This is a genomic window from Streptomyces sp. NPDC008121 (assembly GCF_042957155.1).
Lineage (GTDB): Bacteria > Actinomycetota > Actinomycetes > Streptomycetales > Streptomycetaceae > Streptomyces.
Window position 1 is genome coordinate 304,067 of sequence record NZ_JBIBHT010000007.1, and the last position, 24,724, is coordinate 328,790.

The following is a 24,724-nucleotide window of genomic DNA, read 5'->3' on the forward strand; positions in this document are numbered from 1 at the left end:
CGGCCGAGACCGTCGGCGGGACCCGCGGACGCCGGGTCGGCACACCACCACCGCCGCCGGAGCCCCGCCCGGGGGGTCGGCCCCGCCGGGGGGCCTGGCCGGCCCCCCGGCGCCTCGTCCACCCCGCGCGTTCCCGCCCGCGCCTACCCCGCCGGACGGTCGCGGTCGCGGTCCTGGGCGGAGGGGCGGGTCGGGTCCGTGCCGCGTTGGCGGGAGAGGACGTCGCGGGTGCGCTGGAGGCGCAGGGCCAGCTGGACCTCCAGGACCTGGCCGGGCTTCTGCCACTCCGCGCCGAGGAGTTCGCCGATCCGTTCCAGCCGGCGCGAGACCGTGTTGGGGTGGACGTGCAGTTCCTCCGCCGCGTTCGTCGGGCTCGCGCCCGAGGCGAAGTACGCCTCCAGCGTGCGCGTCAGGTCCGTGAACCGCTCGGCGTCGTAGTCCAGTACGGGCCCGATCGCGGACTCGATGAACCCGTCCACGTCGTGGTCGTCGGAGAGCAGCAGCCCGAGGAACCCGAGGTCCTGCACGGACGCGGCCGAACCCGAGCCGCCCAGCGCGCTCATCGCGTCCAGGCAGCGCATCGCCTCCAGGTACATCCGCGCCGCGCTGTCCGGGCTCCAGCCGGGGCCGGCCGCGCCTACCGAGACGGGGTGCCCGAGCAGCGGCGACAGCTCCCCCGAGACCGCCTGGGCGGCCGCGGAGGCGTCGACCCCGGGCAGCAGCAGGACGATGCAGCCGCCCTGCACGGTCTTCAGGCCCGCCATGCGGTACGCGTACGAGGACGCCCAGACCACCGCCCGGCCCTGCTCGCCGCCCTCCGGGCGGGCCACCACCAGGACGTGCGGTTTGCGCAGGTCGATGCCGAGGCGGCGGGCGCGCTGCACGATCTGTTGCGGGGCGTGCTGCGGGTCGGCGAGCAGGTCGTCGAGGAGTTCGTCGCGCACGGGGCCTTCGGCGACGGCCGTGGAGCGCTGCATCAGGAGCAGGAAGGCGACGGACTGGGCGGCGAGTTCCAGCAGCCGCTCGTCCTCGCCGGTGAGCCCGGTGGCGGTACGGATCACCAGCACGCCCAGGTCCTCGGAGCCGGCGATGACCGGCGCCACCCACGTGTTGTCGCCGGTGACCACGGGCCGCCGCCCCGCGTGCGCGTCCAGCGAGGCCTTCGCCACCGACTCCTCGTCGAGACCCGGTATGTCCCCGCCGGAGGCCAGGCTGCGGCCGCCCGGGTCGCGGATCATCACGGTGCCGTCCAGGGCGTCCCCGGCCGCCTTCGCGACGTTGCACAGGTCCCCGCCCGACAGGACGAGGTTCATGATCCGGCTGTGGGCCTCGCTGACGTGCCGCATCCGGGTGAGGCTGGTGCGCGCCCGTGAGCTGTCCAGCTCCAGTTCGGTGACCTCGGCCCGGGTCTGGTCGAGCAGTCCGGCCTTCTCGATGGCGACGGCGGCCAGGTCGGCCAGCGAGGACATCAGCCCGATCTCGTCCGGGGTGTAGTGGCGCACCCGGCGGTCGGCCCCGTACAGCGCGCCGACGGTCGTGTCCCCGCTGCGCAGCGGCACGGCCATGACGGCGTGCAGCCCCTCGGCGCGGACGACCTCGTCGATCGCCTCCGCGTGCGGAAAGCGGTCGTCCTCCAGATAGTCGGCGCTCCAGGCCGGTTCGCCGTGGGCGTGCGCCTCGCCGCCGAGTCCGTGGCCGTCGAGGACCCGCAGTCCGGTGGTCAGGCCGGTGAGGGAGCCCTCGGTGGTGTGGATGTAGGAGGAGCCGCCGGCGGTGCGCAGGCTCACGTACGCCATGTCGAAGTCGAGGAGTCGCCGGGCCCGGCGGGTGATGACCCGCAGGAGGCTGTCCAGGTCGTACGGGAAGGTCAGGTCCCGTGCGGTGTCGACCAGGGCGGCGAGTCCGGCCTCGCGCTGTTCGCGGCGGCTGAAGGAGGTGCTGATGCCGGTGGCGAGCTGAACGGCTCGTTCCAGCCTTGCCAGTTCGCCGTCGGGAAGGCCCGCCCGGCGGGCGTCCCCGAGGAGTGCCTCGAAGCGGCCTGGTGGTGCGTGTTGAGCCAACAGCTCAAGGACCGCGAGCGCGTCGGTGCCCCCGCCCCCGTCCGCGCCGTGCATGGACATCGTCCCAACCCCCGTTGTTGGAAGAAAACCGGGGACTCCGGAGAGTACCCGTACCGCTGGCCGAAACTAATTCGGTCCGGGGGTACGGTCAACGGTGACCTCGGCCACTTCATTCCCGGCCAGTGCAGGGGGGGTTGGGGCCGGACGGGTACGGGGCGGGGCGACGTCGCCTCAGTCGACCACCGTGCCCGACGTCGTGCGGAGCACGATGCGGCTGCCGTGCGGGCCGTGCGTCTCGATGCGGCGGTGGACCGCGGCCGCCTCGCTCAGCGGGCGGACCTCGATTTCACGCGGACGCAACGAACCGGCCGCGAGGAGCCGGTTGATGGTCTCGGCGGCTTCGGCCAGTTCGGCACTGGTGGCGTGCGAGATGACGAAACCGGCGATCGATCCGTCCTTCATGTACAGCCGCCCGGCGGGGAGTACGGGCTCGGTGCGGGCGCCCGCGAGGAGCACGATCCGGCCGCGACGGGCGAGCAGGTCCACGCTGTGGCCGAGGTCGTTGGTGCCGGAGGCGTCGAGATAGGCGTCGACGCCGTCCGGGGCCGCCTTGGCGATCAGCGCGTACACATCGGGGTCGGTGTAGTCGAAGACCTCGTCGGCGCCCAGCGAGGAGACGTACCCCGCGTCCCGCCGGCGGGCCGTGGCGATGACCCGGGCGCCCGCCTGGGCGGCGAGGACGACCATCGCGCTGCCGACGTTGCCCGCCGCGCCCGCGACGACGACCGTCTCCCCGGCCCTGACCCGGCCGTGGGTGAACAGGCCGAGGTAGGCGGTGGCCGCCGGGTGGACCACGGCGACCGCGCTCTCCGGGTCGACGCCGTCCGGGAGGCGGTAGAGCCGGTCGGCGGCGACGACGGCCCGTTCGGCGGCCGCGCCCTGCCGGCCCTCGTGGCCCAGGCTGTTGCACCACACCAGATCGCCGGTGGTGAATCCGGTGGCGCCGGCTCCGGTGGCGGCGACCCGGCCGACGAGGTCGCGGCCGATCACGAACGGAAAGGGCAGCGGCGTGCGGAAGAGTCCGGAGCGGACGAACGTGTCGACGGGATTGACGGTCGTGGCCAGGACGTCGACGAGAACATCCGTCGGTCCGGGACGGGGGTCGGCCACTTCTCCGTAATGAATCGCGTCCGGCGGTCCGAGCTCTTCGATGTAGGCAGCGCGCATGCGACGGATACTCGCAGAACCCCGGCCCGCTTTTCCGAAGACGGCCCATGATGTGTCAACTCGGCTCGAAGGTCGGCGCATTCGCACCCTAGGGTGCCGTTCATGGAATTGTCATTGACCGATCTCACCCCGGCCGATCCCGCCCTGGTCACCGACGTCGGCCCCTTGATACGGGCCCTGCGGCCCGGCCTCGACGCGGCCGCCTTTCTGGAGTTCGCGGTCGCCGCCCACGGCCAGGGGCTGGTCTTCACCGCCGCCCACGGCCCCGACGGGCGGTGCCTGGGAGTGGCCACCCACCGGGTTCTCGCCACCAGCCGGGGCAGGCTGCTCTTCGTCGACGACCTCGTCACCGCACCCGAGTCCCGCTCGGCCGGCGTGGGCGCCCGCCTCCTCGGCGCGCTGCGGGAACGGGCGAGCCGCGCCGGCTGCGTACGGATCGAGCTGGACACCGGCACCGCCAACCACCGGGCACAACGCTTCTACCACGCACAACGGATGAACATCGTGGCCCTGCACTATGCGCTGGACACCGCACCCGCGGACCGGACTTGACGGACCCTGATTCGTTCCGTTGACCCCACCCCCGGGCGCTCAGCAGTATCCCGTCCCGAGAACGGCGAAAAATACGCCCATTCTCCGTCCGCTCCGTCCGCCATTTTCCGACTGCCATTGCCCACCCGCGCGTTGTGGCGGGAGCGGCCCGCGCGTTCTCGCGGGAGCGGTCCGAATTCGCCTTGCCGATCAGAGTCGATCTCGGCATTTCTACCGACGAAAGCCTGGGGACATGCTGCTGCAGCGTATTGGAAACCGTGGTATCCGCCTGGGCACGCTGTTCGAGCGAGCGGCGTCCCGGCACCCCGCGAACGTCGTGATCCTCGATCACGACCTCGACATCGCCCCCGGCCTCGGGCGGCGCATGACCGTCGCGGAGATCGCCGACCTCATCGACGACTACGCGTCCCGCCTGTGGGCGGCGAAGGTCCGGCCCGGCGAGCGGGTCGTCGTCTACAAGTCGGACGGCTTCGACATCACGCTGCTGTCCTGCGCCATCGCCCGCGTCGGGGCCGTACCGGTCCTCCTGTCCCCCAAGCTGGACGGCGCGACCGCCACCGAGCTCGTACGGCGCACGGACCGGCCGTTCCTGCTGACGGACGCGGCCAAGCTGGAGAAGGAGCTGCCCGCCGAGGTCTTCGACCTGGCCGGGAAGGTGCTGCTCGCCTCCGGGAGCCACGAGGGCGCCACCGAGCTGGCCGCCCTCGAGGGCGTGGCGCGGGTCCCCGCGGTGACCATGCCGCCCGAGTACCCGACGCTGATCACGCACACCTCGGGCACCACGGGCACGCCGAAGCTGGCCGTGCACACCGGCCGTACGCTGCAGGCCCGCTACCGCCCGCAGATATCGGCGATCAGCGCGCTGATCCGGGACCGCGAGACGATCGCGATGCACGTGTCGTTCGTGCACTCGCGGCTCTTCACCGCCCTCGCGATCTCCCTCTTCCGCGGGTTCCCGATCCTCGTGCTCGCCGATCCCGACCCGCGGCAGGCCGCCGACCTCTTCGCCCGGCTCAAGCCCGGCATCCTGGAGGCGCACCCCAACTCCTTCATGGAGTGGGAGGAGCTGGCCAAGGACCCGCGGGGGCCGCTCTCCAACGTCAAGCTGTTCTCCTCGACGTTCGACGCCATCCACCCGCGGACCGTGCACACCCTGCTGCGCGCCACCAGGCGGCGGGCGCCGCTCTTCGGCCAGCTGTACGGCCAGAGCGAGGTCGGCCCGGCCGTGGTCCGCGCCTTCACCCGGCGCCGCTCGCTCGACGACGACGGCCGCTGCGTCGGCCGTCCCTTCCCCGGCATGACGGACGTGCGGGTGGTGAGCCGCGACGGCAAGGAGCCCTCGCAGGACAACCCCGGCTACATCGAGGTGCGCAGCGACGGCCGGATCGTCACCTACCTCGGCGAGCAGGAGCGGTACGACCAGCAGGTGTCGGCGGACGGCTGGTGGCGGATGGGCGACGTCGGCTACCGCACCAAGTGGGGCTGTGTGCACCTCCTCGACCGCGAGGTCGACCTGATCGAGGGCTTCGGCTCGACGCTGGCGGCGGAGGACACCCTCTTCGGCAAGCTGGAGGAGCTGGCGGAGGTCATCATCATCCCCGGCGAGGACGGCAGGGCCGTCCCGGTGGTCTGCACGAAGGACGACCGGCCGCTGGACCCGGCGGCCTGGAAGGCGGCCGCGGCGTCGCTGCCGCCGATGGCGGAGCCGGTGCAGTGGCGGCTCGGCGAGCTGCCGCAGACCGCGACCACCAAGATCAAGCGGTTGGAGCTGGCGCGTCTGCTGGCGGCCGGGTCGAAGGGCCCCGCCGGGTCGGACGGCGCGCCGGCGACGACGGGCGCGGCCACGGCCGCCGGTGCCCCGGCCGGTGCCTCCGGTACGGCCACGGCCGCCGGGGAGCAGGCATGAGCGGGGACCGGGGCGCCCTGGGCGGGCGCCACGGTACGGGCGTGGGCGACAGTCACGCGGAGTACTGCGTCGTCGGCGCCGGGCCCCGCGGCCTGTCCGTGCTGGAGCGGCTCTGCGCCAACGAGCGGCTCTCGCCCTCCCACCGGACCGTGACCGTCCATGTCGTCGACCCGGCCGCGCCGGGCGCGGGTGCGGTGTGGCGCACGGAGCAGTCCAGGCACCTGCTGATGAACACCGTGGCCTCGCAGGTCACCGTCTACACCGACGACAGCGCGCGGATCGAGGGCCCGATCGAGCCCGGTCCGAGTCTCCACGAGTGGGCCAGGGAGCTCGCCGTCCTCACGGACGCGGGCGCGTCCGTCGACGGCTACGACATGGCGACGCTGGAGGAGGCGCGCCGGCTCGGCCCGGACGACTACCCGTCGCGGGCCTTCTACGGCCGCTATCTGCACGACTGCTTCCAGCGGGTGGTGGCCCGCGCCCCCGCGCACATCACGGTCCGCGTGCACCGCTCGCGGGCGGTCGCGATGGCCGACACCCACGGCGTGCCCGGCGGACCGCAGGGCGTGCGCCTGGAGGACGGCACCCGGCTCAACCACCTCGACGGCGTGGTCCTCGCCCAGGGTCACGTGCCGGCCCGGCTGACGGCCCGCGAGGCTCGTACGGCGAGCCTGGCCCGCATCCACAACCTGCGGTACGTCACGCCCGCCAACCCGGCCGACCTGGACCTGAGCGGTATCGAGCCGGGGCAGCACGTGCTGCTGCGCGGGCTGGGGCTCAACTTCTTCGACCACATGGCGCTGTTCACGGCCGGTCGGGGCGGGGTCTTCGAGCGGCGGGACGGCCGGCTGGTGTACCTCGCCTCGGGGCGGGAGCCGAAGCTGTTCGCGTCCTCCCGGCGCGGGGTGCCGTACCACGCGCGGGGCGAGAACCAGAAGGGCGCGTACGGGCGTCACCTGCCGCGGCTGCTGACGCCGGAGTTCATCGAGCGGCTGCGCGCCCGCAACGCCGACGGCGAGCGGGTGAACTTCGCGCAGGACCTGTGGCCGCTGATCTCGCGGGAGGTGGAGAGCGTCTACTACGGCACCCTCCTGGACTCGCTGGGGCGCGGCGCCGAGCGCGAGGAGTTCACCGGCCGGTACCTGGCGACGGCCGGTGAGGCGGAGCGGACGGCGCTGGCGGCGGAGTACGGCATTCCGGAGCCGGACCGGTGGGACTGGGAGGCGCTGTCCCGGCCGTACGGGGAGCGGGAGTTCACCGGTCGGGACGACTTCCGGGCCTGGCTGCTGCGCCACCTGGAACGGGACGTGGCCGACGCGCGGGCCGGCAATGTGCACGGCCCGCTGAAGGCGGCCCTGGACGTGCTGCGGGACCTGCGCAACGAGGTCCGGCTGGCCGTCGACCACGGCGGCCTGGAGGGCAACTCGCACCGGGACGACCTGGAGGGCTGGTACACCCCGCTCAACGGCTTCCTGTCGATCGGCCCGCCGGCCTCCCGTATCGAGGAGATGATCGCGCTGATCGAGGCGGGCGTCCTGGAGGTCATGGGGCCCGGCACGCAGATCCGGCTGGACGCGGCGGCGCCGTCGTTCGTGGCCGCGTCGGACACGGTGCCCGGGCCGCCGGTACGGGCGTCGGTGCTGGTCGAGGCGCGGCTGCCGGAGCCGGACGTGCGGCGCACCCAGGACCCGCTGCTGCAGCACCTGCTCGGCACGGACCAGGCGACGCCGTACCGGATCGCCGGTTCCTGCGGCACGAGTTACGAGACGGGCGGCCTGGCGGTCACCGAGCGGCCGTACCGGGTGGTGGACGGCCGGGGCCGTCCGCATCCGCGCCGGTTCGCGTACGGCGTGCCGACCGAGTCGGTCCACTGGGTGACGGCGGCCGGCATCCGGCCGGGCGTCGACTCGGTGACCCTCGGGGACTCCGACGCGATCGCCCGGGCGCTGTGCGCGCTGCCGCCGGCGGCGCAGGTGCCGGCCGGGGTTCGTCCGGTGCCGGAGGGCTCCTCGGCGGAGCTGAGCGGGGTGATCGTGTGACCCGCGCGTGGGACGACGCGGGTCTGCTGTCGCCGGTGCGGGCGGGGACGCCGGTGGAGGCGGCGGTCGGCGACGTCGCCTGGCTCCAGGCGATGCTGGACGCGGAGGCCGCGCTGGTCCGGGCCCAGGCCCGGCTCGGCACGGTCCCGGAGTCCGCGGCGCGGGCCGTGTCCCACGCGGCGCGCGCCGAGCGCCTCGACGTCCGCGCCCTGGCCCTCGCGGCCCGTGAGACGGCCAACCCGGTCGTCGGGCTGGTCCAGGCGCTGACCCGGGTGGTCGCCGAGGACGACGGGGACGCGTCGGAGTACGTCCACCGGGGCTCGACCAGCCAGGACATCTTCGACACGGGTGCGATGCTCGTCGCGGACCGGGCGCTGCGGCTGATCCGCGCGGACCTGTCCCGTACGGCGACGGCGCTCGCCGCCCTCGCCGAACGCCACCGCGACACCCTCGTCGCCGGCCGCACCCTGGGTCTCCACGCGGTCCCGACGACGTTCGGCGTGAAGGCGGCGGGCTGGTACACCCTGGTCGTCGCCGCCGACGCACGCCTCTGCCGGGTCCAGGACGCGCTGCCGGTCTCCCTTGGCGGGGCGGCGGGGACTCTGGCGGGGTACGTGGAGTACGCCGTTCCGGCGGTGGGCGCCGGGGAGACGGCGGGGACGCGGGACGGGGACGGGGGCGCGGCGGCCTTCGACGTCGGCGCGTACCACGACCGGCTCCTGGAGGCGTTCGCCGAGGAGACCGGCCTGCGGACGGCCACGGTCCCGTGGCACGCGCTGCGCGCGCCCGTCGCCGATCTGGCGGCCGCGCTGGCGTTCGCGTCCGGGGCGCTCGGGAAGATCGCCGTCGACGTGCAGTCGCTGGCCCGGACCGAGGTCGGGGAGGTCGCCGAGCCGGCCGGGCGCGCCGGGCGCGGGGCGTCGTCCGCGATGCCGCACAAGCGGAATCCGGTGCTCGCCACCCTCATCCGTTCCGCATCGCTCCAGGTGCCCGCGCTGGCGGGCGCGTTGACGCAGTGCCTGGTCACCGAGGACGAGCGGTCCGGTGGCGTGTGGCACGCCGAGTGGCAGCTGCTGCGGGAGTGCCTGCGGCTGACCGGCGGCGCCGCCCACACGGCCGTCGAGCTCGCCGAGGGCCTGGAGGTGCGGGCCGACCGGATGCGGGACAACCTGGCGCTCACCGGCAGCCGGATCGTCTCGGAACGGATCGCCGCGGTGCTGGCCCCCCGGCTCGGGAAGGCCGCCGCGAAGGAGCTGCTGACCTGGGCGTCGGCCACGGCGGACCGGGAGGGCCGGCCGCTCCCCGACGTCCTGGCCCAGGCTCCGGAACTGGCCGGGGTCATGGACACCGCCGAGGTGGCCTCGCTCTGCGACCCGGCCGCCTACACGGGAGCGGCGGGCCCGCTGGTCGACCGCGCGCTGAAGGGATCGCCGTGACCACCCCGGGGACACCGGGCCGTCCGGGAGCGCCGGGCACCCCCGCCCCCCGTCCCCCGCGCCGCGCACGAGGGCGGCGGATCGAGGACTGGGATCCGGAGGACGTCCGCTTCTGGGAGGCCCGGGGGAAGCGGATCGCCCGGCGCAACCTCGCGCTCTCCGTCGCCTCCGAGCACATCGGCTTCTCCGTCTGGTCGATGTGGTCGGTCCTCGTCCTCTTCATGTCGCCGCGCATCGGGCTGCCCTTCACGCCCGGCGAGAAGTTCCTCCTCGTCGTCACCCCGACGCTCGTCGGCGCGGTGCTGAGGATCCCGTACAGCCACGCCGTCACCCGCTTCGGCGGCCGCGACTGGACCGTCTTCGCGACCGCCGTCCTCCTCGTGCCCGCCTGCGGCGCCGCCTATTTCGTCCAGCGGCCCGGCACGCCCCTGTGGGTCTTCCTCCTCATCGGCGCCCTGGGCGGCGCCGGCGGCGGCAACTTCGCCTCCTCGATGACGAACATCACCGCCTTCTTCCCGCAGCGCCACCAGGGCTGGGCCCTCGGCCTGAACGCGGGCGGCGGCAACCTCGGCGTGGCCGTCGTCCAGCTCCTCGGGCTGCTCGTCATCGCCACCGCGGGCGACACGCACCCGGCCTACGTCGCCGCCTTCTACCTCCCCCTGATCGTGACGGTCGCCCTGCTGGCCGCCCTGCGGATGGACAACCTGGCGCCGCCCGCCCGCAAGGAGAAGGGCGCCTGGACCGAAGCCGTGCGGTGCGCGCACACCTGGTGGATCTCGCTGCTCTACATCGGCACGTTCGGCTCGTTCATCGGGTACGGCTTCGCCTTCGGCCTGGTGCTGCAGACCCAGTTCGGCTCCACCGCCCTCGAAGCCGCCTCGTACACGTTCCTCGGCCCGCTCCTCGGCTCGCTCGCCCGGCCCTTCGGCGGGCGGCTGGCCGACCGGTGGGGCGGGGCGCGGGTGACCGCCTGGACGTTCGTGGCGATGGCGGCCGGCACCGGCGGGCTGCTGCTGGCCTCCGCGCGCGGCTCGTTCGCCCTGTTCGTGGGCGGTTTCACCGTCCTCTTCGTGCTCACCGGGCTCGGCAACGGCTCCACGTACAAGATGATCCCGGCCGTCTTCGCCGAGCGGGCAGGCCGCGAGGTCACCGACGGCCGGGACGCGCGGGACGCCTTCGCCCGGGCCCGGCGCCTGTCGGGTGCGGTCATCGGGATCGCGGGCGCGGTCGGCGCGCTGGGCGGGGTGGCCGTCAACCTCGCCTTCCGGGCGGCGTACGGCTCCGAGGGCGGCAGCGGCGCCCCCGCCTTCGTCGCCTTCCTCTGCTTCTACGCCCTGTGCGTCGCGGTCACCTGGACGGTGTACCTGCGCCCGGCACGCGGCTCCGGGCACGGCGACCGGAACGCCAACGGGGCCGGAAACAGCAGCGGCAACCGGGGCGCCGCCGGCGCCCGGCCCGCCCGACGCTCCGGAGCCGGCCGTGTCTGAACCCACCACCCACCCCACGCCCCCCACCCGTCGCACGGTCCACACCCACTGCCCGTACTGCGCGCTGCAGTGCGGTACGCGGCTCGGCAACGGCCTCGGCGAGGTGACCGTCACCCCCTCCGACTTCCCCGTCAACCAGGGCGGCCTGTGCCAGAAGGGCTGGACCGCGCCGGACGTGCTCGCCGTCCCGGACCGGCTGCGCACCCCGCTGGTGCGAGGCGCGGACGGCCGGCTCTCCCCCGCCGACTGGGACACCGCCCTGGACCTGGTCGCGGGGCGGCTGCGGGAGATCCGGCGGGAGTCCGGCCCGGACGCCGTCGGCGTCTTCGGCGGCGGCGGGCTCACCAACGAGAAGGCGTACATCCTGGGGAAGTTCGCCCGGCTGGCGCTGCGGACCAGCCGGATCGACTACAACGGCCGCTTCTGCATGTCGTCGGCGGCCGCCGCCTCCAACGCCGCCTTCGGTATCGACCGGGGACTGCCCTTCCCGGTCACGGACCTAGGCCGGGCGGACGTGGTGCTGCTCGCCGGGGCGAACCCGGCCGAGACGATGCCGCCGCTCATGCGCCACCTGGACCGGGCGGCCCTGATCGTGCTCGATCCGCGCCGCACCCCGACCGCCGAACGGGCCGCGCTGCACCTGCGGCCCGCGCCCGGCACGGACCTGGCCCTGGCGCTCGGCCTGCTGCAGCTGACCGTGCTCGACGGGCGGCTCGACCACGCCTTCGTCCGGGAGCGGACCAACGGCTTCGAGGAGACCTGGCAGCGGGCGCTGCCCTGGACGCCGGAGCGGACCGAGCGGGTGACCGGGGTGCCGGTCGACGCACAGCGGAAGGCCGTCCGGCTGCTCGCCGACGCCCGGCGGGCGTACGTCCTGACCGGGCGGGGCGCCGAGCAGCACAGCAAGGGCACGGACACGGTGTCGGCGTTCGTCAACCTGGCGCTCGCGCTGGGGCTCCCGGGACGGGAGGGCAGCGGTTACGGCTGTCTGACCGGCCAGGGCAACGGCCAGGGCGGCCGCGAACTGGGCCAGAAGGCCGACCAGTTGCCCGGCTACCGGATGATCACCGACCCGGCGGCGCGGGAGCACACGGCCCGGGTGTGGGGCGTACCGGCGGCGAGCCTTCCGGGTCCGGGGCCGAGCGCGTACGAACTGCTCGACTCGCTCGGCACGGACCACGGCCCGCGCGCCCTGCTCGTCCTCGGCTCCAACCCGGTCGTCTCCGCCCCGCACGCCGGGCACGTCGCCGAGCGGCTCGGCGCGCTGGACCTGCTGGTGGTGGCCGACTTCGTGCCCTCGGAGACCGCGCGCCTGGCCGACGTGGTCCTGCCGGTGACCCAGTGGGCGGAGGAGGAGGGGACGATGACCAACCTGGAGGGGCGGGTGCTGCGCCGCAGGGCGCTGCTCGACCCGCCGGCGGGGGTGCGCAGCGACCTGACCGTGCTGCGCGATCTCGCCGTACGGCTCGGGGAGCCGGCCGAGCGGTATCCGGACCGGCCGCAGGAGGTCTTCGAGGAGCTGCGCCGGGCGACGGCGGGCGGGCGGGCCGACTACTCCGGCGTGAGCTACGAACGGCTCGACGCGGGCGAGGCGCTGTACTGGCCCTGCCCGGCGGTGCCGTCGGGGCCCGCGCACCCGGGCACGCCCCGGCTCTTCCTCGACGGGTTCGCGCACCCGGACGGGCGGGCGCGTTTCGTGCCGGTCGAGCACCGCGACCCGGCGGAGGTGCCGGACGCGGCCTTCCCGCTGTACGCGACGACCGGGCGGGCGCTCGCCCACTACCAGTCGGGGGCGCAGACCCGCCGGGTGCGGCGGCTGACGGCCGCCGAGCCGGAGCCGTACGTCGAGATCCATCCCGACGCGGCCGCCCGCGCGGGCGTCGAGGCGGGCGGGCTCGCCCGGGTGGTGTCGGCGCGCGGAACGGTGGTGGCGCGGGTGCGCGTGGTGGAGGGCCTGCGGCCGGACACAGTCTTCGTGCCGTTCCACTTCGCGGGCGACGGCCGGGCGAACCTGCTCACCGGCCCGGCGCTGGACCCGCGCAGCGGGATGCCGGAGTTCAAGGTGAGCGCGGTGCGGGTGGAGCCGGTGCGCCCGGACGGCGACGACGAGCGGACCGCGGCGGGAGGCGTACGCGCCGAGGCCGTGCGCGACCGGGCCGTCCGCGACGAGCCGGTGGGGGCGTGATGCGGATCGTCGTCGTCGGCAACGGACTCGCCGCGCACCGGCTGACCGGCCGTCTCGCGGCCCTCGGCCATGACGGCCAGGTGACGGTCCTGGGCGCCGAACCGGGCCCGGCCTACCAGCGCACCCTCCTCGGCTCGGTGCTCGACGGCGGGCTGCCGCCCGGCGCCCTGACGCTGCCGCCGCCCCCGGAGGGGGTGCGGGTCCTGACGGGCGTCCGGGTCGTCGCGATCGACCGCGGGCGACGGTTCGTGCGCTGCGCGGACGGGACGCGGCACGACTACGACACGCTGGTCCTGGCCACCGGAGCGCGGTCGGGCGGCGATGTGCACACCCTGGCGGACTGTTCCCGTCCGGTCCGGGGCCGGGTGGCCGTGATCGGCGGGGGCGTCCTCGGCGTGGAGACCGCGACGGCGCTGCGGCGGCTCGGCCACCGGGTGGTCCTGGCGCACGCCGGGCCGTATCCGATGCACCGCCAGCTGGACGAGGTGGCAGGGCAGTTGGTCGCGGCCCGGCTGGAGGAGTGGGGCATCGAGCTGCGGCTCGGCGCGCACGTCCCGCCGTCGGACACGCTGGACGCCGACACGGTCCTGCGCTGCACCGGGACCGCGCCGGAGACCGCCCTGGCCCGCGGGGCCGGCCTGGCGGTCCGGCGTGGCATCGTCGTCGACGGGCACCTGCGGACGAGCGACCCGGCGATCCACGCGATCGGCGCCTGTACGGGCGCGTCCGCGTCCGACCTGACGGGCGCCATGGCCCAGGCGGAGACCCTGGCCGTCCTGCTGACCGATGGCGACGCGCGGTACGTCCCGGCACCCCGGATCCTGCGCCCCCGGGTGCCGGGCCTGGACGTCGCCTGCGTGACCGCCCCACCGGCCGACCGGCCACCGACGACCACGGCCCCGGCGACCTGGCCGGGCTCCGCCGGGCCCGACGCGCCGGCGGAGGGCCCGGCACCGGCCGACAGCGCCGCGGGGCCGACCGGTTCCGGGCACACCGGGCCGGACGAGGTGGTCACCTTCTCCGATCCCGCCCGGGGGCGGTACGCCCGGATCGAGATCCGGGACGACCGCGTCTCGCGGGCCGTGCTCGTGGGCCTGCCCGACGGCATCGCCGCCGTCGGCCAGTTGTGCGCCGAGGGCCGGCCCGTGCCCGGCGACCGGCTGGCCCTCCTGCTGGGCGGCGTCCGGGACGGGGCCGACGACGATCCGGCGGCGATGGCCGACGACGCCGTGCTCTGCCACTGCAACAACGTCAGCAAGGGAGCCGTCGTGCACGCCTGGCAGAACGGGGCTCGGGACGTCGGGGCGGTCGCCGCCGCGACCCGCGCCACCACCGGCTGCGGCGGCTGCGCGGACACCGTCCGCGCGGTGTGCGCGGCGCTGCGCGTCCCGGAGGGGGTCGGATGAGCCGCCGGACGCTGGTGGTCGTCGGGTACGGGCCCGTCGCGCACCGGCTGGTCACGGAGGTGCGGGCGCTGGACCGGACCGACGGGTGGCGGATCGTCGTGCTCGGCGAGGAGCCGCGCGGCGCCTACGACCGGGTCGCCCTGTCCTCGCTCGTCTCCGGTCTGACGCCGGCCGATCTGGCGCTGCCCGCCCCCGACTTCCTCGTGGACGTGCGCCTCTCGACGACCGTGACGGCGGTCGACCGGGAGCGGCGGATCGTACGGTGCTCCGACGGGACGCGGCACACGTACGACGCGCTGGTCCTGGCCACCGGCTCCCGCCCATTCGTGCCGCCCGTGCCGGGCCACGACCTGCCGCACTGCTTCACGTACCGCACGGTCGAGGACATCGACGCCATCCGGGCGGCGGCGCGGTCCGGCCGGCCGGGGCGGCCCGGGGTCGTCATCGGCGGCGGGCTCCTCGGCCTGGAGGCGGCCGACGCGCTGCGGCACCTCGGGCTGCGCCCCCACGTGGTGGAGGCGGCCCCCCGGCTGATGCCGCTGCAGGTGGACACGGGCGGCGGGCGGCTGCTCGCCTCGCTCGTCCGGGACCTCGGCGTCGACGTGCGCTGCGAGGCGGCCACCGTCTCCGTGGAGGAGGACGGCGTCCGGCTCGCGGACGGTACGGAGATCGAGGCCGGTCTCGTCGTCTTCTCCGCCGGGATACGGCCCCGGGACGAGCTGGCCGCGGCCGCGGGCCTGGCGACCGGGGAACGGGGCGGGTTTGTCGTGGACGACCGGCTGCGCACGGACGACGAACGGGTCTGGGCGGTCGGCGAGTGCGCCGCCGTCGAGGGCCGCTGTCACGGGCTGCTCGCCCCGGGCCACCGGATGGCCGCGTCCGTGGCCCGGCAACTCCTCGGCCTCGCCCACCCGCCGTTCACGGACACCGGCCAGCCGACGCGGCTGAAGCTGCTCGGTATCGGGGTCTCCGGCTTCGGCGACATCCACGCCCGCACCGAAGGGGCGATCGAGTTCAGCGAGGACGACCGCGCGGGCGGCCGCTACCGCAAACTGGTCCTGTCCCCGGACGGCCGCACCCTCCTGGGCCGCGTCGAGGTGGCCACGGCCTCCTCCCCCTGACCCGTCCGGGGCCGGCGGCCGTGCTCAGGCGCGGGCGTCGCCACGGAAGGCGTCGACGTTCTCCGCGGCCCACTGCCGGAAGGTGCGGCCCGGTGCTCCGGTGACCCGCGCGACCGTGTCGCGTACCTTCAACAGCTCGTCGTTCACGTCTCCGCCCGTGACGTCGAGCACCGCGTCCGCGGCCTCCTCGCCGAAGACGGCGGCCATCTGCGCGTGGGCCTCCTCACGGCTGATCTCGGCGAAGAGGACCTCTCGGCCGAGGGCCGCCGCGATGGCCTCGACCTGCTGTCGGGCGGTCACCGGCTCGGGACCGGTCAGGGCGTGGACGCGTCCCCGGTGGGCGGGGTCGGTCAGGGCCACCCGTGCCACCGACGCGATGTCCGCGGGGTGGACGGTCGGCAGCGCGGTGTCGGCGTACGGCGCGCGGACCGTCGCGTGGTCACGGATGGCAGCCGCCCACATCAGGGAGTTGGACGCGAACTGCGTCGGGCGCAGGATCGTCCAGGCCATGCCGCTCTCCTTGAGCAGCTGCTCCACCGCCAGGTTCTCGGCGGCGGGGCCGAGGTGCGGGTGGGTCAGGACCGTGATGGACGACACCAGGACGACGTGCTCCACCCCGGCCTGCCGGGCGGCTTCGAGGACGTCGGCGTCCGGGCCGAGACGCGACACGAGGAACAGCGAACGCACGCCTTCCAGCGCGGGCTTCAGCGACGCCGGCTCGGCGAAGTCGCCCTCCACGGCCTCGACCCCTTCGGGGAGGACGGCCCGCCCGGCATCGCGGGTGAGCCCTCTCAGCGGCCCGGCACCGTGGGCGCGCAGCTCCTTCAGCAGGGCGCTGCCTATGTTTCCGGTGGCTCCGGTCACGAGGATCACGGGCATGTTTCCCATCGTCAGATGATCAAGTGAGCTCACCCTAGGCGGTGTCCTGCCGATCGTGCCGGGGCGCGGTGGGCGGGCGGCGGCGGGAAGCCGAAATGGCCTGTTCAGGGCGGGAGTCGGGGCCGTAAGGTCGGGGCCATGCCTCCAGAGACATCCCCCGCGGCCTCGCCCCCCGCGCCCTTCCGTACGGTGCCGCCGTCCCGCTGCCGCTGGCGCGTCGAGGGCCCGCTCCGCCGGGCCGCGCGGGGGGCGGCGGCGTGATCGACTCCACCGCCCACGTCCGGGTGGCGCGGCCCTCGCGGAGCCTCGCCGCGGCCGAGCGCTTCTATGTGGACGGCCTGGGCCTGCACGTCCTGTGGCGCACCACCGAGCGCGTCCCGGGCGAGCACGACCTGCTCATGGTCGGCCCGCCCGACGGGGCCTGGCACTTCGAGCTGACGCACGACCCCGAGCGGCCGCTGGAACCCACCCCGACGGTGGACGACCTGTTCGTGGTCTATCTGGGCGAGCCGGTGGACGAGGAGTCGGTCGACCGGCTGGTCGCCGCCGGCGGCACCCGCGTCCCGGCCCACAACCCGTACTGGGACGAGCACGGGGTGACCATCGCCGACCCGGACGGGTACCGCCTGGTGCTGTGCTCGCGCACCTGGACCTGAGCCTCCTGCCCACCGCTCGACCGCACACCGCCACTCCCACGATCGAGAGCACACCTTGGACCTCACCGACCGCCGCGTGGTCATCACCGGCGCGGGCCGCGACTTCGGCCGCGCGCTCGCCCACCACTTCGCCGGCCTCGGCGCCGAACTCTTCCTCGCCGCCCGCGGCCTGGAGGCGGCCGAACGCACCCGCGCCGAGATCCGCGACCGCGGCCACGACCGCGTGCACGCCTTCGCCTGCGATCTCGCGGACCCCGCCTCGATCCGCGCGTTCGCCGCGGAGGTCGGCCGCCTGACCGACCGCGTCGACGTTCTCGTGAACAACGGCGCCCGCTGGCTGGAGGGCCCTGACCTCCTCTCGGTCTCCGACGAGGACGTGGCCGACACGATCGCCTCGGGCAGCACCGGCACCATCCTGGTGACGAAGAACCTGCTGCCGCTGCTCCTCGCCTCCGACCGCCCCGACGTGGTCACGATGGTGTCCGTCTGCGGTGTTCCCGGCGCCCGGCATCCCGTGGCGCACGAGGCCTATCACGCGGCCAAGCACGGCCAGAGCGGCTTCACCGAAGCGCTCTCGCGCCGGCTGCGGCCCCAGGGCGTCCGGGTGATCTCCCTCTTCCCGCCGGACTTCGACAGCAGCCGCGACCCGCTGTCCCCGGAATGGGACACCACCCCGCGCGGAGCCCAGGATCCGCTCGCGGCGCAGTCGGTGATCGACTGCATCACCTTCGCGATCCGGCAGCCCCGCGACTGCTACATCAGCGCCTTCCACTTCGAGTCCCCGCAGCCCCCGGTCACGGTCGGCGGCACATCGCCGCTCTGAGCGGCGGCGCCCCGGGGTGGTGGACGACGCCCTGCCGGGCGGTGCGGTCACCGGATCTGGAGGTTGTCGAGGTAGGAGCGGACGTTGCGGCGGGTCTCGGGGACGCTGTCGCCGCCGAACTTCTCGACCACGGCGTCGGCCAGGACGAGCGCGACCATCGCCTCGGCCACGATCCCGGCGGCCGGGACCGCACACACGTCGGAACGCTGGTGGTGGGCCTGGGTCGCCTCGCCGGTGACGACGTCGACGGTCGCCAGAGCCCGCGGGACGGTGGCGATCGGCTTCATCGCCGCCCGCACCCGCAGCAGCTCACCGGTGGTCAGACCACCCTCCGTACCGCCCGAGCGGCCCGACGTGCGCCGCAGACCCTCGTCGGTCTTCACGATCTCGTCGTGCGCCTGCGAACCGGGCACCCGGGCCAGCGCGAAGCCGTCCCCGACCTCCACACCCTTGATCGCCTGGATACCCATCAGCGCCGCCGCCAGCCGGGCATCCAGCCGCCGGTCCCAGTGCACGTGCGAGCCCAGACCCACCGGCACGCCGTACGCCAGGACCTCCACCACCCCGCCGAGGGTGTCACCGTCCTTGTGCGCCTGATCGATCTCCGCGACCATCGCCTTCGACGCATCCGCGTCCAGACACCGCACCGGATCCGCGTCCAGCCGCTCGACGTCTCCCGGCTTGGGGTAGACCCCGTACGGCGCCTTCGCCGCGGCGAGTTCGACCACGTGCGACACGATCTCGATCCCGGCGGCCTCCTTGAGGAAGGAGCGGGCCACCGCACCGAGGGCGACGCGGGCGGCCGTCTCCCGGGCGCTGGCGCGCTCCAGGATCGGCCGGGCCTCCTCGAAGCCGTACTTCTGCATACCGGCCAGGTCCGCGTGACCGGGACGCGGCCGGGTCAGCGGCGCGTTACGGCCCGTCTCCTTGAGCTCCGCCGGATCGACCGGATCGGCCGACATGACCTTCTCCCACTTCGGCCACTCGGTGTTCCCCACCATCACCGCGACCGGAGAGCCCAGGGAAAGCCCGTGACGCACACCGCCGAGGAAGGTGATCTCGTCCCGCTCGAACTTCATCCGCGCACCACGCCCATAGCCGAGACGCCGCCGCGCAAGGTGGTCCGCCACCAGCTCCGTGGTGACAGGGACGCCGGCGGGAAGACCCTCCAACGTCGCGACCAGCGCGGGTCCGTGGGACTCCCCAGCGGTCAGCCAACGCAACCTGCTCAACGACGTTCCTCCTGTGCGTACGTAGGGAAGAGCCGGGCCATCTCCGCGTGGAAGCCCGGGAAGGTCTTGGCCACGCACGCCGGGTCGTCCAGCGTGATCGTCCCCGGGACCGCGAGGCCGAGCACCGAGAAGGCCATGGCGATCCGGTGGTCCCTGCGGCAGGCGATCCGCGCGGGGCGCGGGACGCCGGGGTGCACGGTGATCCGGTCGGGGCCCTCCTCGACGCGGATGCCGCACGCCCGGAGGTTCTCCGCGACGGCCGCGATACGGTCGGACTCCTTCAGCCGGGCGTGGGCGATCCCGGTGACGGTGATCGGCGCGTCCGCCAGCGGGGCGATCGCCGCGAGGGTCATGAAGGTGTCGGAGATCGCCCCCATGTCGATGGTGAACCCGCCCCGCAGCCGGGCCGCGCCTCCCCCGCCCGCGCCCTCCGCGACCGGCGCCGCTCCCGTGACCGTCGTCGCGTTCCCGCGGGTCTCGACGTGCGCGCCGGCCTGCCGCAGGGCGTCGACGAACCGCAGGTCGCCCTGGAGGCTGTCGCCGCCGAGTCCGGGCACGGTGACGGCCGTTCCGGTGACGGCCGCGGCGGCGAAGACGTACGAGGCGGTGGAGGCGTCGGGTTCGACGGCCAGGTCGGTGGCGCGGTAGCGGCCGGGGGACACGGCGATGGCCCCGTCCCGTTCGGTCACCTCGGCGCCGAAGTGGCGCATCAGGGCGAGGGTCATGTCGATGTAGGGGCGGCTGACGAGGTCGAGCGCCTCGACCGTGAGGCCGTCGTCCATGAGGGGCGCCGCCATCAGCAGGCCGGTGAGGTACTGGCTGCTCAGCGAGGAGTCCAGGGTGATCCGGCCGCCGGGGAGCCCGTCGGACTCCACCGTGAGCGGCAGCCCGCCCGTACGCCCCCCGGCGTCGTCCGCGCCCGCGCCGCCGGCCCGGGCGCCGAGGCGTGTCAGCGCGTCGGTCAGCGGGGCGAGGGGGCGGGCGCGCAGTTGCGCCGAGCCGTCGAAGGTGAACGCGCCCCGCCCGGTGGCCGCGAACGGCGGCAGGAAGCGGGCCGCCGTCCCCGCGTCGGCGCACCAGACGCGGGCGGTGCCGCGCGGGCCGCGACCGCTGCCGGTGACCTCCCAGTGGCTGTCGTCCGGGGTGGCGCGGACGGGGGTGCCGAGGTCGGCGAGGGCGGTGCGGAAGGCGAGGGTGTCGTCGCTGACGAGCGGCGCGAGGAGGCGGGTCGTGCCCTGGGCGGCCGCGGCGAGCAGCAGGGCGCGGTTGGTGATGCTCTTGGACCCGGGGATCCGGGCCGCGACGGCGTCACGGGCCGGGACGGGTTCGGGGCCGGTAGGGGTGGCGGGTGCGGTACGGGCGGTGGTCAAGGGGACACCTCGCGGTACGCGGTGGCGAGCAGGTCGGGGGCGGGGCCTTCGAGGACGCCGGGCCGGCCGGGCCCGGGTCCGTCGAGGACGATGAAGCGCAGCAGGTCGCCGCGGGTCTTCTTGTCGACCCGCATGGCCCGCAGCAACTCCGGCCAGGCGTCGGCGCGGTAGGTCAGCGGGAGTCCGAGCGAGCCGAGGACCGCGCGGTGCCGGTCGGCGGTGGCGTCGTCGAGCCGTCCGGCGAGCCGGCCCAGTTCGGCGGCGAAGACCATGCCGACGGAGACGGCGGCGCCGTGCCGCCAGGTGTAGCGCTCGTTCTTCTCGATCGCGTGGGCGAGCGTGTGGCCGTAGTTCAGGATCTCGCGCCGACCGGACTCCTTGAGGTCACCGGAGACGACCTCCGCCTTGACCCGGATCGACCGGACGATCAGCTCGGCGGTGTGCGGTCCGGCGGGCGTACGGGCCGCCTGCGGGTCCGCCTCGATCAGGTCGAGGATCACCGGGTCGGCGATGAACCCGGCCTTGACGACCTCCGCGAGACCGCCGGCGTACTCGTCGACCGGCAGCGAGTCCAGCGCGGCCAGGTCGCAGAGGACGCCGGCGGGCGGGTGGAACGCGCCGACCAGGTTCTTGCCCTCGCCGGTGTTGATGCCGGTCTTGCCGCCGACGGCCGCGTCGACCATGCCGAGGACGGTGGTGGGCACCGCGATCCAGCGCACGCCCCGCAGCCAGCTCGCGGCGACGAAACCGGCCAGGTCTGTGGTGGCGCCGCCGCCGACGCCGACGATGACGTCGGTGCGGGTGAAGCCGTGCCGGCCGAGCGTCTCCCAGCAGGCGGCCGCGACCCGGGCGGTCTTGGCCTCCTCGGCGTCCGGCACGGGGACCGGGACCACGGTCAGGCCGGGGGCGGCCAGGGCGTCCACGACCCGGTCGGCGAGCGGGGCGAGCGCCGTCGGGTGGAGGACGGCGACGCGGACGGCCCGGTCGCCGACGAGGGCGGGCAGCTCGCCGTACAGGTCCGTTCCGACCAGCACGTCGTACGGCTCGGTGCCGGCCGAGCCGCCCACCCGGACGGTCGTCGTGCGGGCCCGAGGGGGTGTGGGCGTGGATGTCATGAGCGGATCGGCTCCAAGGCGTGCAGGACGGCGTCGGCGACCTCGTCGGGGGTGCGGCCCGAGGTGTCCACGACCGCGCGGGCGACCTCCGCGTACAGCGGTCGCCGCGCCTCCATGAGCACCCGCCACCGTGCCGCGGCCTCGGCGCCGGAGGTGGCCGGGGGCCCGGAAGCGGCAGCGGGCCCGGCGGCGGTCCCGCCCGCCGAGGGGGCGCCCCGTCCGGCTCCGCCGAGGAGGGGCCGGCCCGCGCCGCCGCCCACCCGGTGGACGGCCTCCTCGGCGTCGAGGGCGAGATGGACGACGGGCCGCCCGACGAGCAGGGCACGGGTGCCGGGGTCGGTGACGGCGCCGCCGCCGAGGGAGAGCACCCCCTCGTGCGCGGCGACGGCCGCCCGTACCGCCCGGCGTTCCAGGGCACGGAAGTGCGCCTCGCCGTCGGCCGCGAAGATCTCGGGGATCCCGCGGCCTTCGGCGGCGGCGATGTCGTCGTCGGTGTCGCGGTGGGTGGTGCCGAGGCGTTCGGCGAGAAGCGCGCCCACGGTGGACTTGCCGGAGCCCATGGGTCCGACGAGGACGACGAGGGGCCCGGTCATGCGACCGGCACGCCTTCGGCCACGGCACCGGCGACCGTGGCGTTCCGCACCAGTCCGCCCAGGAGGGAGGCGACGATCCGCGGGCCGCTCTGGGTGAGCACCGACTCGGCGTGGAACTGCATGGACGCGAAGTGCGGCCCGCGCAGGGCGTGCACCTCGCCGCTCTCCGGGTCGCGGCTGACCTCGACCTCCCCGATGCCCGCGCAGTGCAGGCGGTCGGTGTCGCTGCGGGCGGCGAAGGTGTTGTAGAAGCCGACGCGTTCGCGGCTGCCGAAGAGGTCGATCTCCTTCTGGACACCCTGGTTGGGCACGTCGCGGCGGGCGAGGTCCAGGCCGAGGCGCAGGCTCAGGACCTGGTGGCTGAGGCAGACCGCGAGGAACGGCCGGCGTTCGCGCAGCAGGGCGGAGACCGCCTCGCGCAGATGGGCGATCTTGGGGTGTCCGGCCTCGCGCGGGTCGCCGGGGCCGGGGCCCATGATGACGAGGTCGTAGCCGTCGAAGGCGTACTCCTCGTCGAAGCGGCGGACCGTCACCTCCGGCCCCATCGCGCGGACCTGCTGGCCGATCATCGAGGTGAAGGTGTCCTCGGCGTCGACGATCAGGACGCGCTGCCCGGCGAGCAGCGGGTCGGGACGGCCGCGTGCCGCGTCCCCGGCCAGCCAGAAGTCGGCGATGGTCGCGTTGCGCTGCTCCAGGGCCTCGCGGACCCGCGGGTGGGCGCGGAAGCGGGTGGAGCCGTCCTCCTGGAGGGCGGAGAGCAGGCCGGCGGCCTTGGCGCGGGTCTCGGCGACCTCCGACTCGGGGTCGGAGTGCCGCACCAAGGTCGCGCCGACGCCGATGGAGACCCGTCCGCCGGCGTCGATGTCGGCGGTGCGGATGAGGATGGCGGAGTCCATGGCCCGGCCGCCGAGGGCGTCCCGGCCGATGAGGGCGACGACCCCGCTGTAGTAACCCCGGCCGTGCGGCTCGTACTTGGCGATGACGCGGGCCGCGCTCTCCAGCGGCGAGCCGGTCACCGTCGGCGCGAACATCGTCTCGCGCAGGATCTCGCGCGGGTCGCGGTCGGTCCGGCCTTCGATGAAGTACTCGGTGTGGGCGAGCCGGGCCATCTCCTTGAGGTAGGGGCCGACGACCCGGCCGCCCTCCTCGCAGATCCGGGCCATCATCTTCAGTTCCTCGTCGACGACCATGTACAGCTCGTCGGCCTCCTTGCGGTCGGCGAGGAAGTCGAGCACGCCGGGCAGGGTGGGTCCCGACGCCGGATAGCGGTACGTGCCGCTGATGGGGTTCATCACGGCGGTGCCGTCGGCGAGGCTGACGTGTCGCTCGGGGGAGGCTCCGACGAAGGTGCGGTCCCCGGTGTGGATGACGAACGTCCAGTACGCGCCCGTCTCCCGCTGGAGCAGGCGGCGGAAGAAGGTGAGGGCGCTGCCGGGGCCGTAGTCCGTGATCTCGGCGGTGAAGGAGCGGCGGATGACGAAGTTGGCGCCCTCGCCGGTGCCGATCTCGTCGGCGACGATCCGGCGGACGATCTCGGCGTAGGCGGCGTCGTCGACGTCGAAGCCGCCGTCGGCGAGGGTGATCGGGACGTCGGGCAGCGCGGCCAGGACGGTGGCGAGCGGGAGGGTGGCCTGCTCGGTGACGGTCATGGCGATGAGCGGGGCGTCGTCGTCGGCGTGGTCGTAGCCGCGCTCGCCGATCTGCCGGTACGGGACGACGGCGAGGACGTCGTGGTGTCCGGCGCCGGTGTCCTGGCGTACGGGGATGTCCGCGAGGGTCGCGGGCAGCGAGATCTCGCCCGTGAGCAGGTCGAGGGCGCCGGGGCCGGTGGTCTCCGGCCGGTACAGGAGGGCGAAGGCGGGCGGGTTGGGGCCGAGGACGCGGCCCAGCAGCTCCTCGTGGCCGGACGCGGTCATCCCAGCACCTCCTTCGTGGTGGTGACGACGGCGCAGCGCTTGGCCGCGTACGTGAGGGCGGACCAGTGCTCGGCCTCGGTGAAGTCGCCGAGCGCGTCGGCGACCAGGAAGGTCTCGATGTCGTTGGTGAACGCCTCGACGGCGCTGGCGAGGACGCCGACGTGGGCGTACACCCCGCAGATGATCAGCTGGTCGCGGCCGGCGGCCCGCATCCGCTCCAGCAGGTCGGTCTTGAAGAAGGCGCTGTAGCGCCACTTGGTGAGCAGCCAGTCGTCGGACGCGGGCGCGAGGGGTTCGACGACCTCGCGGTCGACGGGGTCGACGCGCATGCCGGGGCCCCAGAAGTCGGCGAGCAGGCCGCGCTGTTCGGGGGTCATGCCACCGGGCTGGGCGGTGTAGGCGACCGGGACGCCGTGCGCGGCGCAGCGGTCGCGGAGCAGCGCGGCGTTGGCGATGATCTCCTCGCGCAGCGGCGAGGGGAACGGCGCCAGGAAGTAGCGCTGCATGTCGTGGACGAGCAGGACCGCGCGGTCCGGGTCCACGGTCCAGTGCGGGGTGGCGGGCGGCAGCGAGCCGGCCGCCGGCAACGGATAGGCCTCGATGGGCGGTATCCCGGCCATGACCGTCCTCTCGGGTACGTAAGGGATGAGGGGTGTACGGCACGCGGCCGCGCTGCCGTCCGGCCGCGCGGCGCGGGTTCACGGGCGCGGCACGCCACGGC

General features: G+C 74.7%; 19 protein-coding genes. 10 read left to right on the forward strand and 9 right to left on the reverse strand.

Annotated elements, in window-relative coordinates:
* Nucleotides 1-143 precede the first annotated feature (143 nt).
* Nucleotides 144-2,120, reverse strand: a complete 1,977-nt coding sequence (locus tag ACFZBD_RS24020; protein ID WP_391142844.1) for a GAF domain-containing protein — start codon at nucleotides 2,118-2,120, stop codon at nucleotides 144-146.
* 171 nt (nucleotides 2,121-2,291) lie between these two features.
* Nucleotides 2,292-3,287 carry a zinc-binding dehydrogenase gene (locus tag ACFZBD_RS24025; RefSeq protein ID WP_391142846.1) on the reverse strand — a complete coding sequence of 332 codons (996 nt, stop codon included), beginning with the start codon at nucleotides 3,285-3,287 and terminating at the stop codon, nucleotides 2,292-2,294.
* Nucleotides 3,288-3,389: 102 nt separating this feature from the next.
* On the opposite strand from ACFZBD_RS24025, the gene ACFZBD_RS24030 reads away from it, so the two are divergent.
* The 8 genes from ACFZBD_RS24030 to ACFZBD_RS24065 all read left to right on the forward strand — a co-directional run bounded on the left by ACFZBD_RS24030 (nucleotide 3,390) and on the right by ACFZBD_RS24065 (nucleotide 15,419).
* A complete protein-coding gene (locus ACFZBD_RS24030) occupies nucleotides 3,390-3,839 on the forward strand; it encodes a GNAT family N-acetyltransferase (protein WP_391142849.1) in 450 nt (149 codons plus the stop codon).
* 232 nt (nucleotides 3,840-4,071) lie between these two features.
* Nucleotides 4,072-5,745 carry an AMP-binding protein gene (locus ACFZBD_RS24035; protein WP_391142851.1) on the forward strand — a complete coding sequence of 558 codons (1,674 nt, stop codon included), beginning with the start codon at nucleotides 4,072-4,074 and terminating at the stop codon, nucleotides 5,743-5,745.
* On the forward strand, nucleotides 5,742-7,784 hold the full coding sequence (locus ACFZBD_RS24040) for an FAD/NAD(P)-binding protein (protein WP_391142853.1): 2,043 nt from the start codon (nucleotides 5,742-5,744) through the stop codon (nucleotides 7,782-7,784). Before ACFZBD_RS24035 ends, ACFZBD_RS24040 begins: the two co-directional genes overlap by 4 nt.
* Entirely contained in the window at nucleotides 7,781-9,220 is a 1,440-nt protein-coding gene (locus tag ACFZBD_RS24045; RefSeq protein WP_391142855.1) for a lyase family protein, read from the forward strand. Before ACFZBD_RS24040 ends, ACFZBD_RS24045 begins: the two co-directional genes overlap by 4 nt.
* Before the next feature lie 80 nt (nucleotides 9,221-9,300).
* Nucleotides 9,301-10,707: an MFS transporter gene (locus ACFZBD_RS24050; protein WP_391143339.1), complete on the forward strand. Its 1,407-nt coding sequence runs from the start codon at nucleotides 9,301-9,303 to the stop codon at nucleotides 10,705-10,707.
* Nucleotides 10,700-12,892, forward strand: coding sequence for a molybdopterin-dependent oxidoreductase (locus tag ACFZBD_RS24055; protein ID WP_391142857.1), 2,193 nt, complete (start codon nucleotides 10,700-10,702; stop codon nucleotides 12,890-12,892). Before ACFZBD_RS24050 ends, ACFZBD_RS24055 begins: the two co-directional genes overlap by 8 nt.
* On the forward strand, nucleotides 12,892-14,298 hold the full coding sequence (locus tag ACFZBD_RS24060) for an FAD-dependent oxidoreductase (RefSeq protein WP_391143342.1): 1,407 nt from the start codon (nucleotides 12,892-12,894) through the stop codon (nucleotides 14,296-14,298). Before ACFZBD_RS24055 ends, ACFZBD_RS24060 begins: the two co-directional genes overlap by 1 nt.
* A complete protein-coding gene (locus tag ACFZBD_RS24065; protein WP_391142861.1) occupies nucleotides 14,295-15,419 on the forward strand; it encodes an FAD-dependent oxidoreductase in 1,125 nt (374 codons plus the stop codon). The genes ACFZBD_RS24060 and ACFZBD_RS24065 overlap by 4 nt, the downstream gene beginning before the upstream one ends.
* Nucleotides 15,420-15,443: 24 nt before the next feature.
* Here ACFZBD_RS24065 and ACFZBD_RS24070 read toward each other — a convergent pair whose 3' ends face one another.
* Nucleotides 15,444-16,292 (reverse strand): NAD(P)H-binding protein, encoded by an 849-nt coding sequence (locus ACFZBD_RS24070; protein WP_391143345.1) that lies wholly within the window; start codon nucleotides 16,290-16,292, stop codon nucleotides 15,444-15,446.
* Nucleotides 16,293-16,555: 263 nt separating this feature from the next.
* On the opposite strand from ACFZBD_RS24070, the gene ACFZBD_RS24075 reads away from it, so the two are divergent.
* Nucleotides 16,556-16,954 carry a VOC family protein gene (locus ACFZBD_RS24075; protein ID WP_391142863.1) on the forward strand — a complete coding sequence of 133 codons (399 nt, stop codon included), beginning with the start codon at nucleotides 16,556-16,558 and terminating at the stop codon, nucleotides 16,952-16,954.
* Between the two features lie 55 nt (nucleotides 16,955-17,009).
* Entirely contained in the window at nucleotides 17,010-17,777 is a 768-nt protein-coding gene (locus ACFZBD_RS24080; RefSeq protein ID WP_391142864.1) for an SDR family NAD(P)-dependent oxidoreductase, read from the forward strand.
* Between the two features lie 47 nt (nucleotides 17,778-17,824).
* Here the strand turns inward: ACFZBD_RS24080 and aroC are convergent, their stop codons facing one another.
* The 6 genes from aroC to ACFZBD_RS24110 all read right to left on the reverse strand — a co-directional run bounded on the left by aroC (nucleotide 17,825) and on the right by ACFZBD_RS24110 (nucleotide 24,623).
* A complete protein-coding gene (gene aroC, locus ACFZBD_RS24085) occupies nucleotides 17,825-19,009 on the reverse strand; it encodes a chorismate synthase (protein WP_391142865.1) in 1,185 nt (394 codons plus the stop codon).
* Nucleotides 19,006-20,301: a 3-phosphoshikimate 1-carboxyvinyltransferase gene (gene aroA, locus ACFZBD_RS24090; RefSeq protein WP_391143348.1), complete on the reverse strand. Its 1,296-nt coding sequence runs from the start codon at nucleotides 20,299-20,301 to the stop codon at nucleotides 19,006-19,008. Before aroA ends, aroC begins: the two co-directional genes overlap by 4 nt.
* A gap of 74 nt (nucleotides 20,302-20,375) precedes the next feature.
* Nucleotides 20,376-21,494 (reverse strand): 3-dehydroquinate synthase, encoded by a 1,119-nt coding sequence (gene aroB / locus ACFZBD_RS24095; protein WP_391142868.1) that lies wholly within the window; start codon nucleotides 21,492-21,494, stop codon nucleotides 20,376-20,378.
* Nucleotides 21,491-22,087, reverse strand: a complete 597-nt coding sequence (locus tag ACFZBD_RS24100; RefSeq protein ID WP_391142871.1) for a shikimate kinase — start codon at nucleotides 22,085-22,087, stop codon at nucleotides 21,491-21,493. The genes aroB and ACFZBD_RS24100 overlap by 4 nt, the downstream gene beginning before the upstream one ends.
* Nucleotides 22,084-24,003, reverse strand: a complete 1,920-nt coding sequence (locus ACFZBD_RS24105; protein WP_391142877.1) for a chorismate-binding protein — start codon at nucleotides 24,001-24,003, stop codon at nucleotides 22,084-22,086. Before ACFZBD_RS24105 ends, ACFZBD_RS24100 begins: the two co-directional genes overlap by 4 nt.
* Nucleotides 24,000-24,623, reverse strand: a complete 624-nt coding sequence (locus tag ACFZBD_RS24110) for an isochorismatase family protein (RefSeq protein ID WP_391142880.1) — start codon at nucleotides 24,621-24,623, stop codon at nucleotides 24,000-24,002. The genes ACFZBD_RS24105 and ACFZBD_RS24110 overlap by 4 nt, the downstream gene beginning before the upstream one ends.
* Nucleotides 24,624-24,724 lie beyond the last annotated feature (101 nt).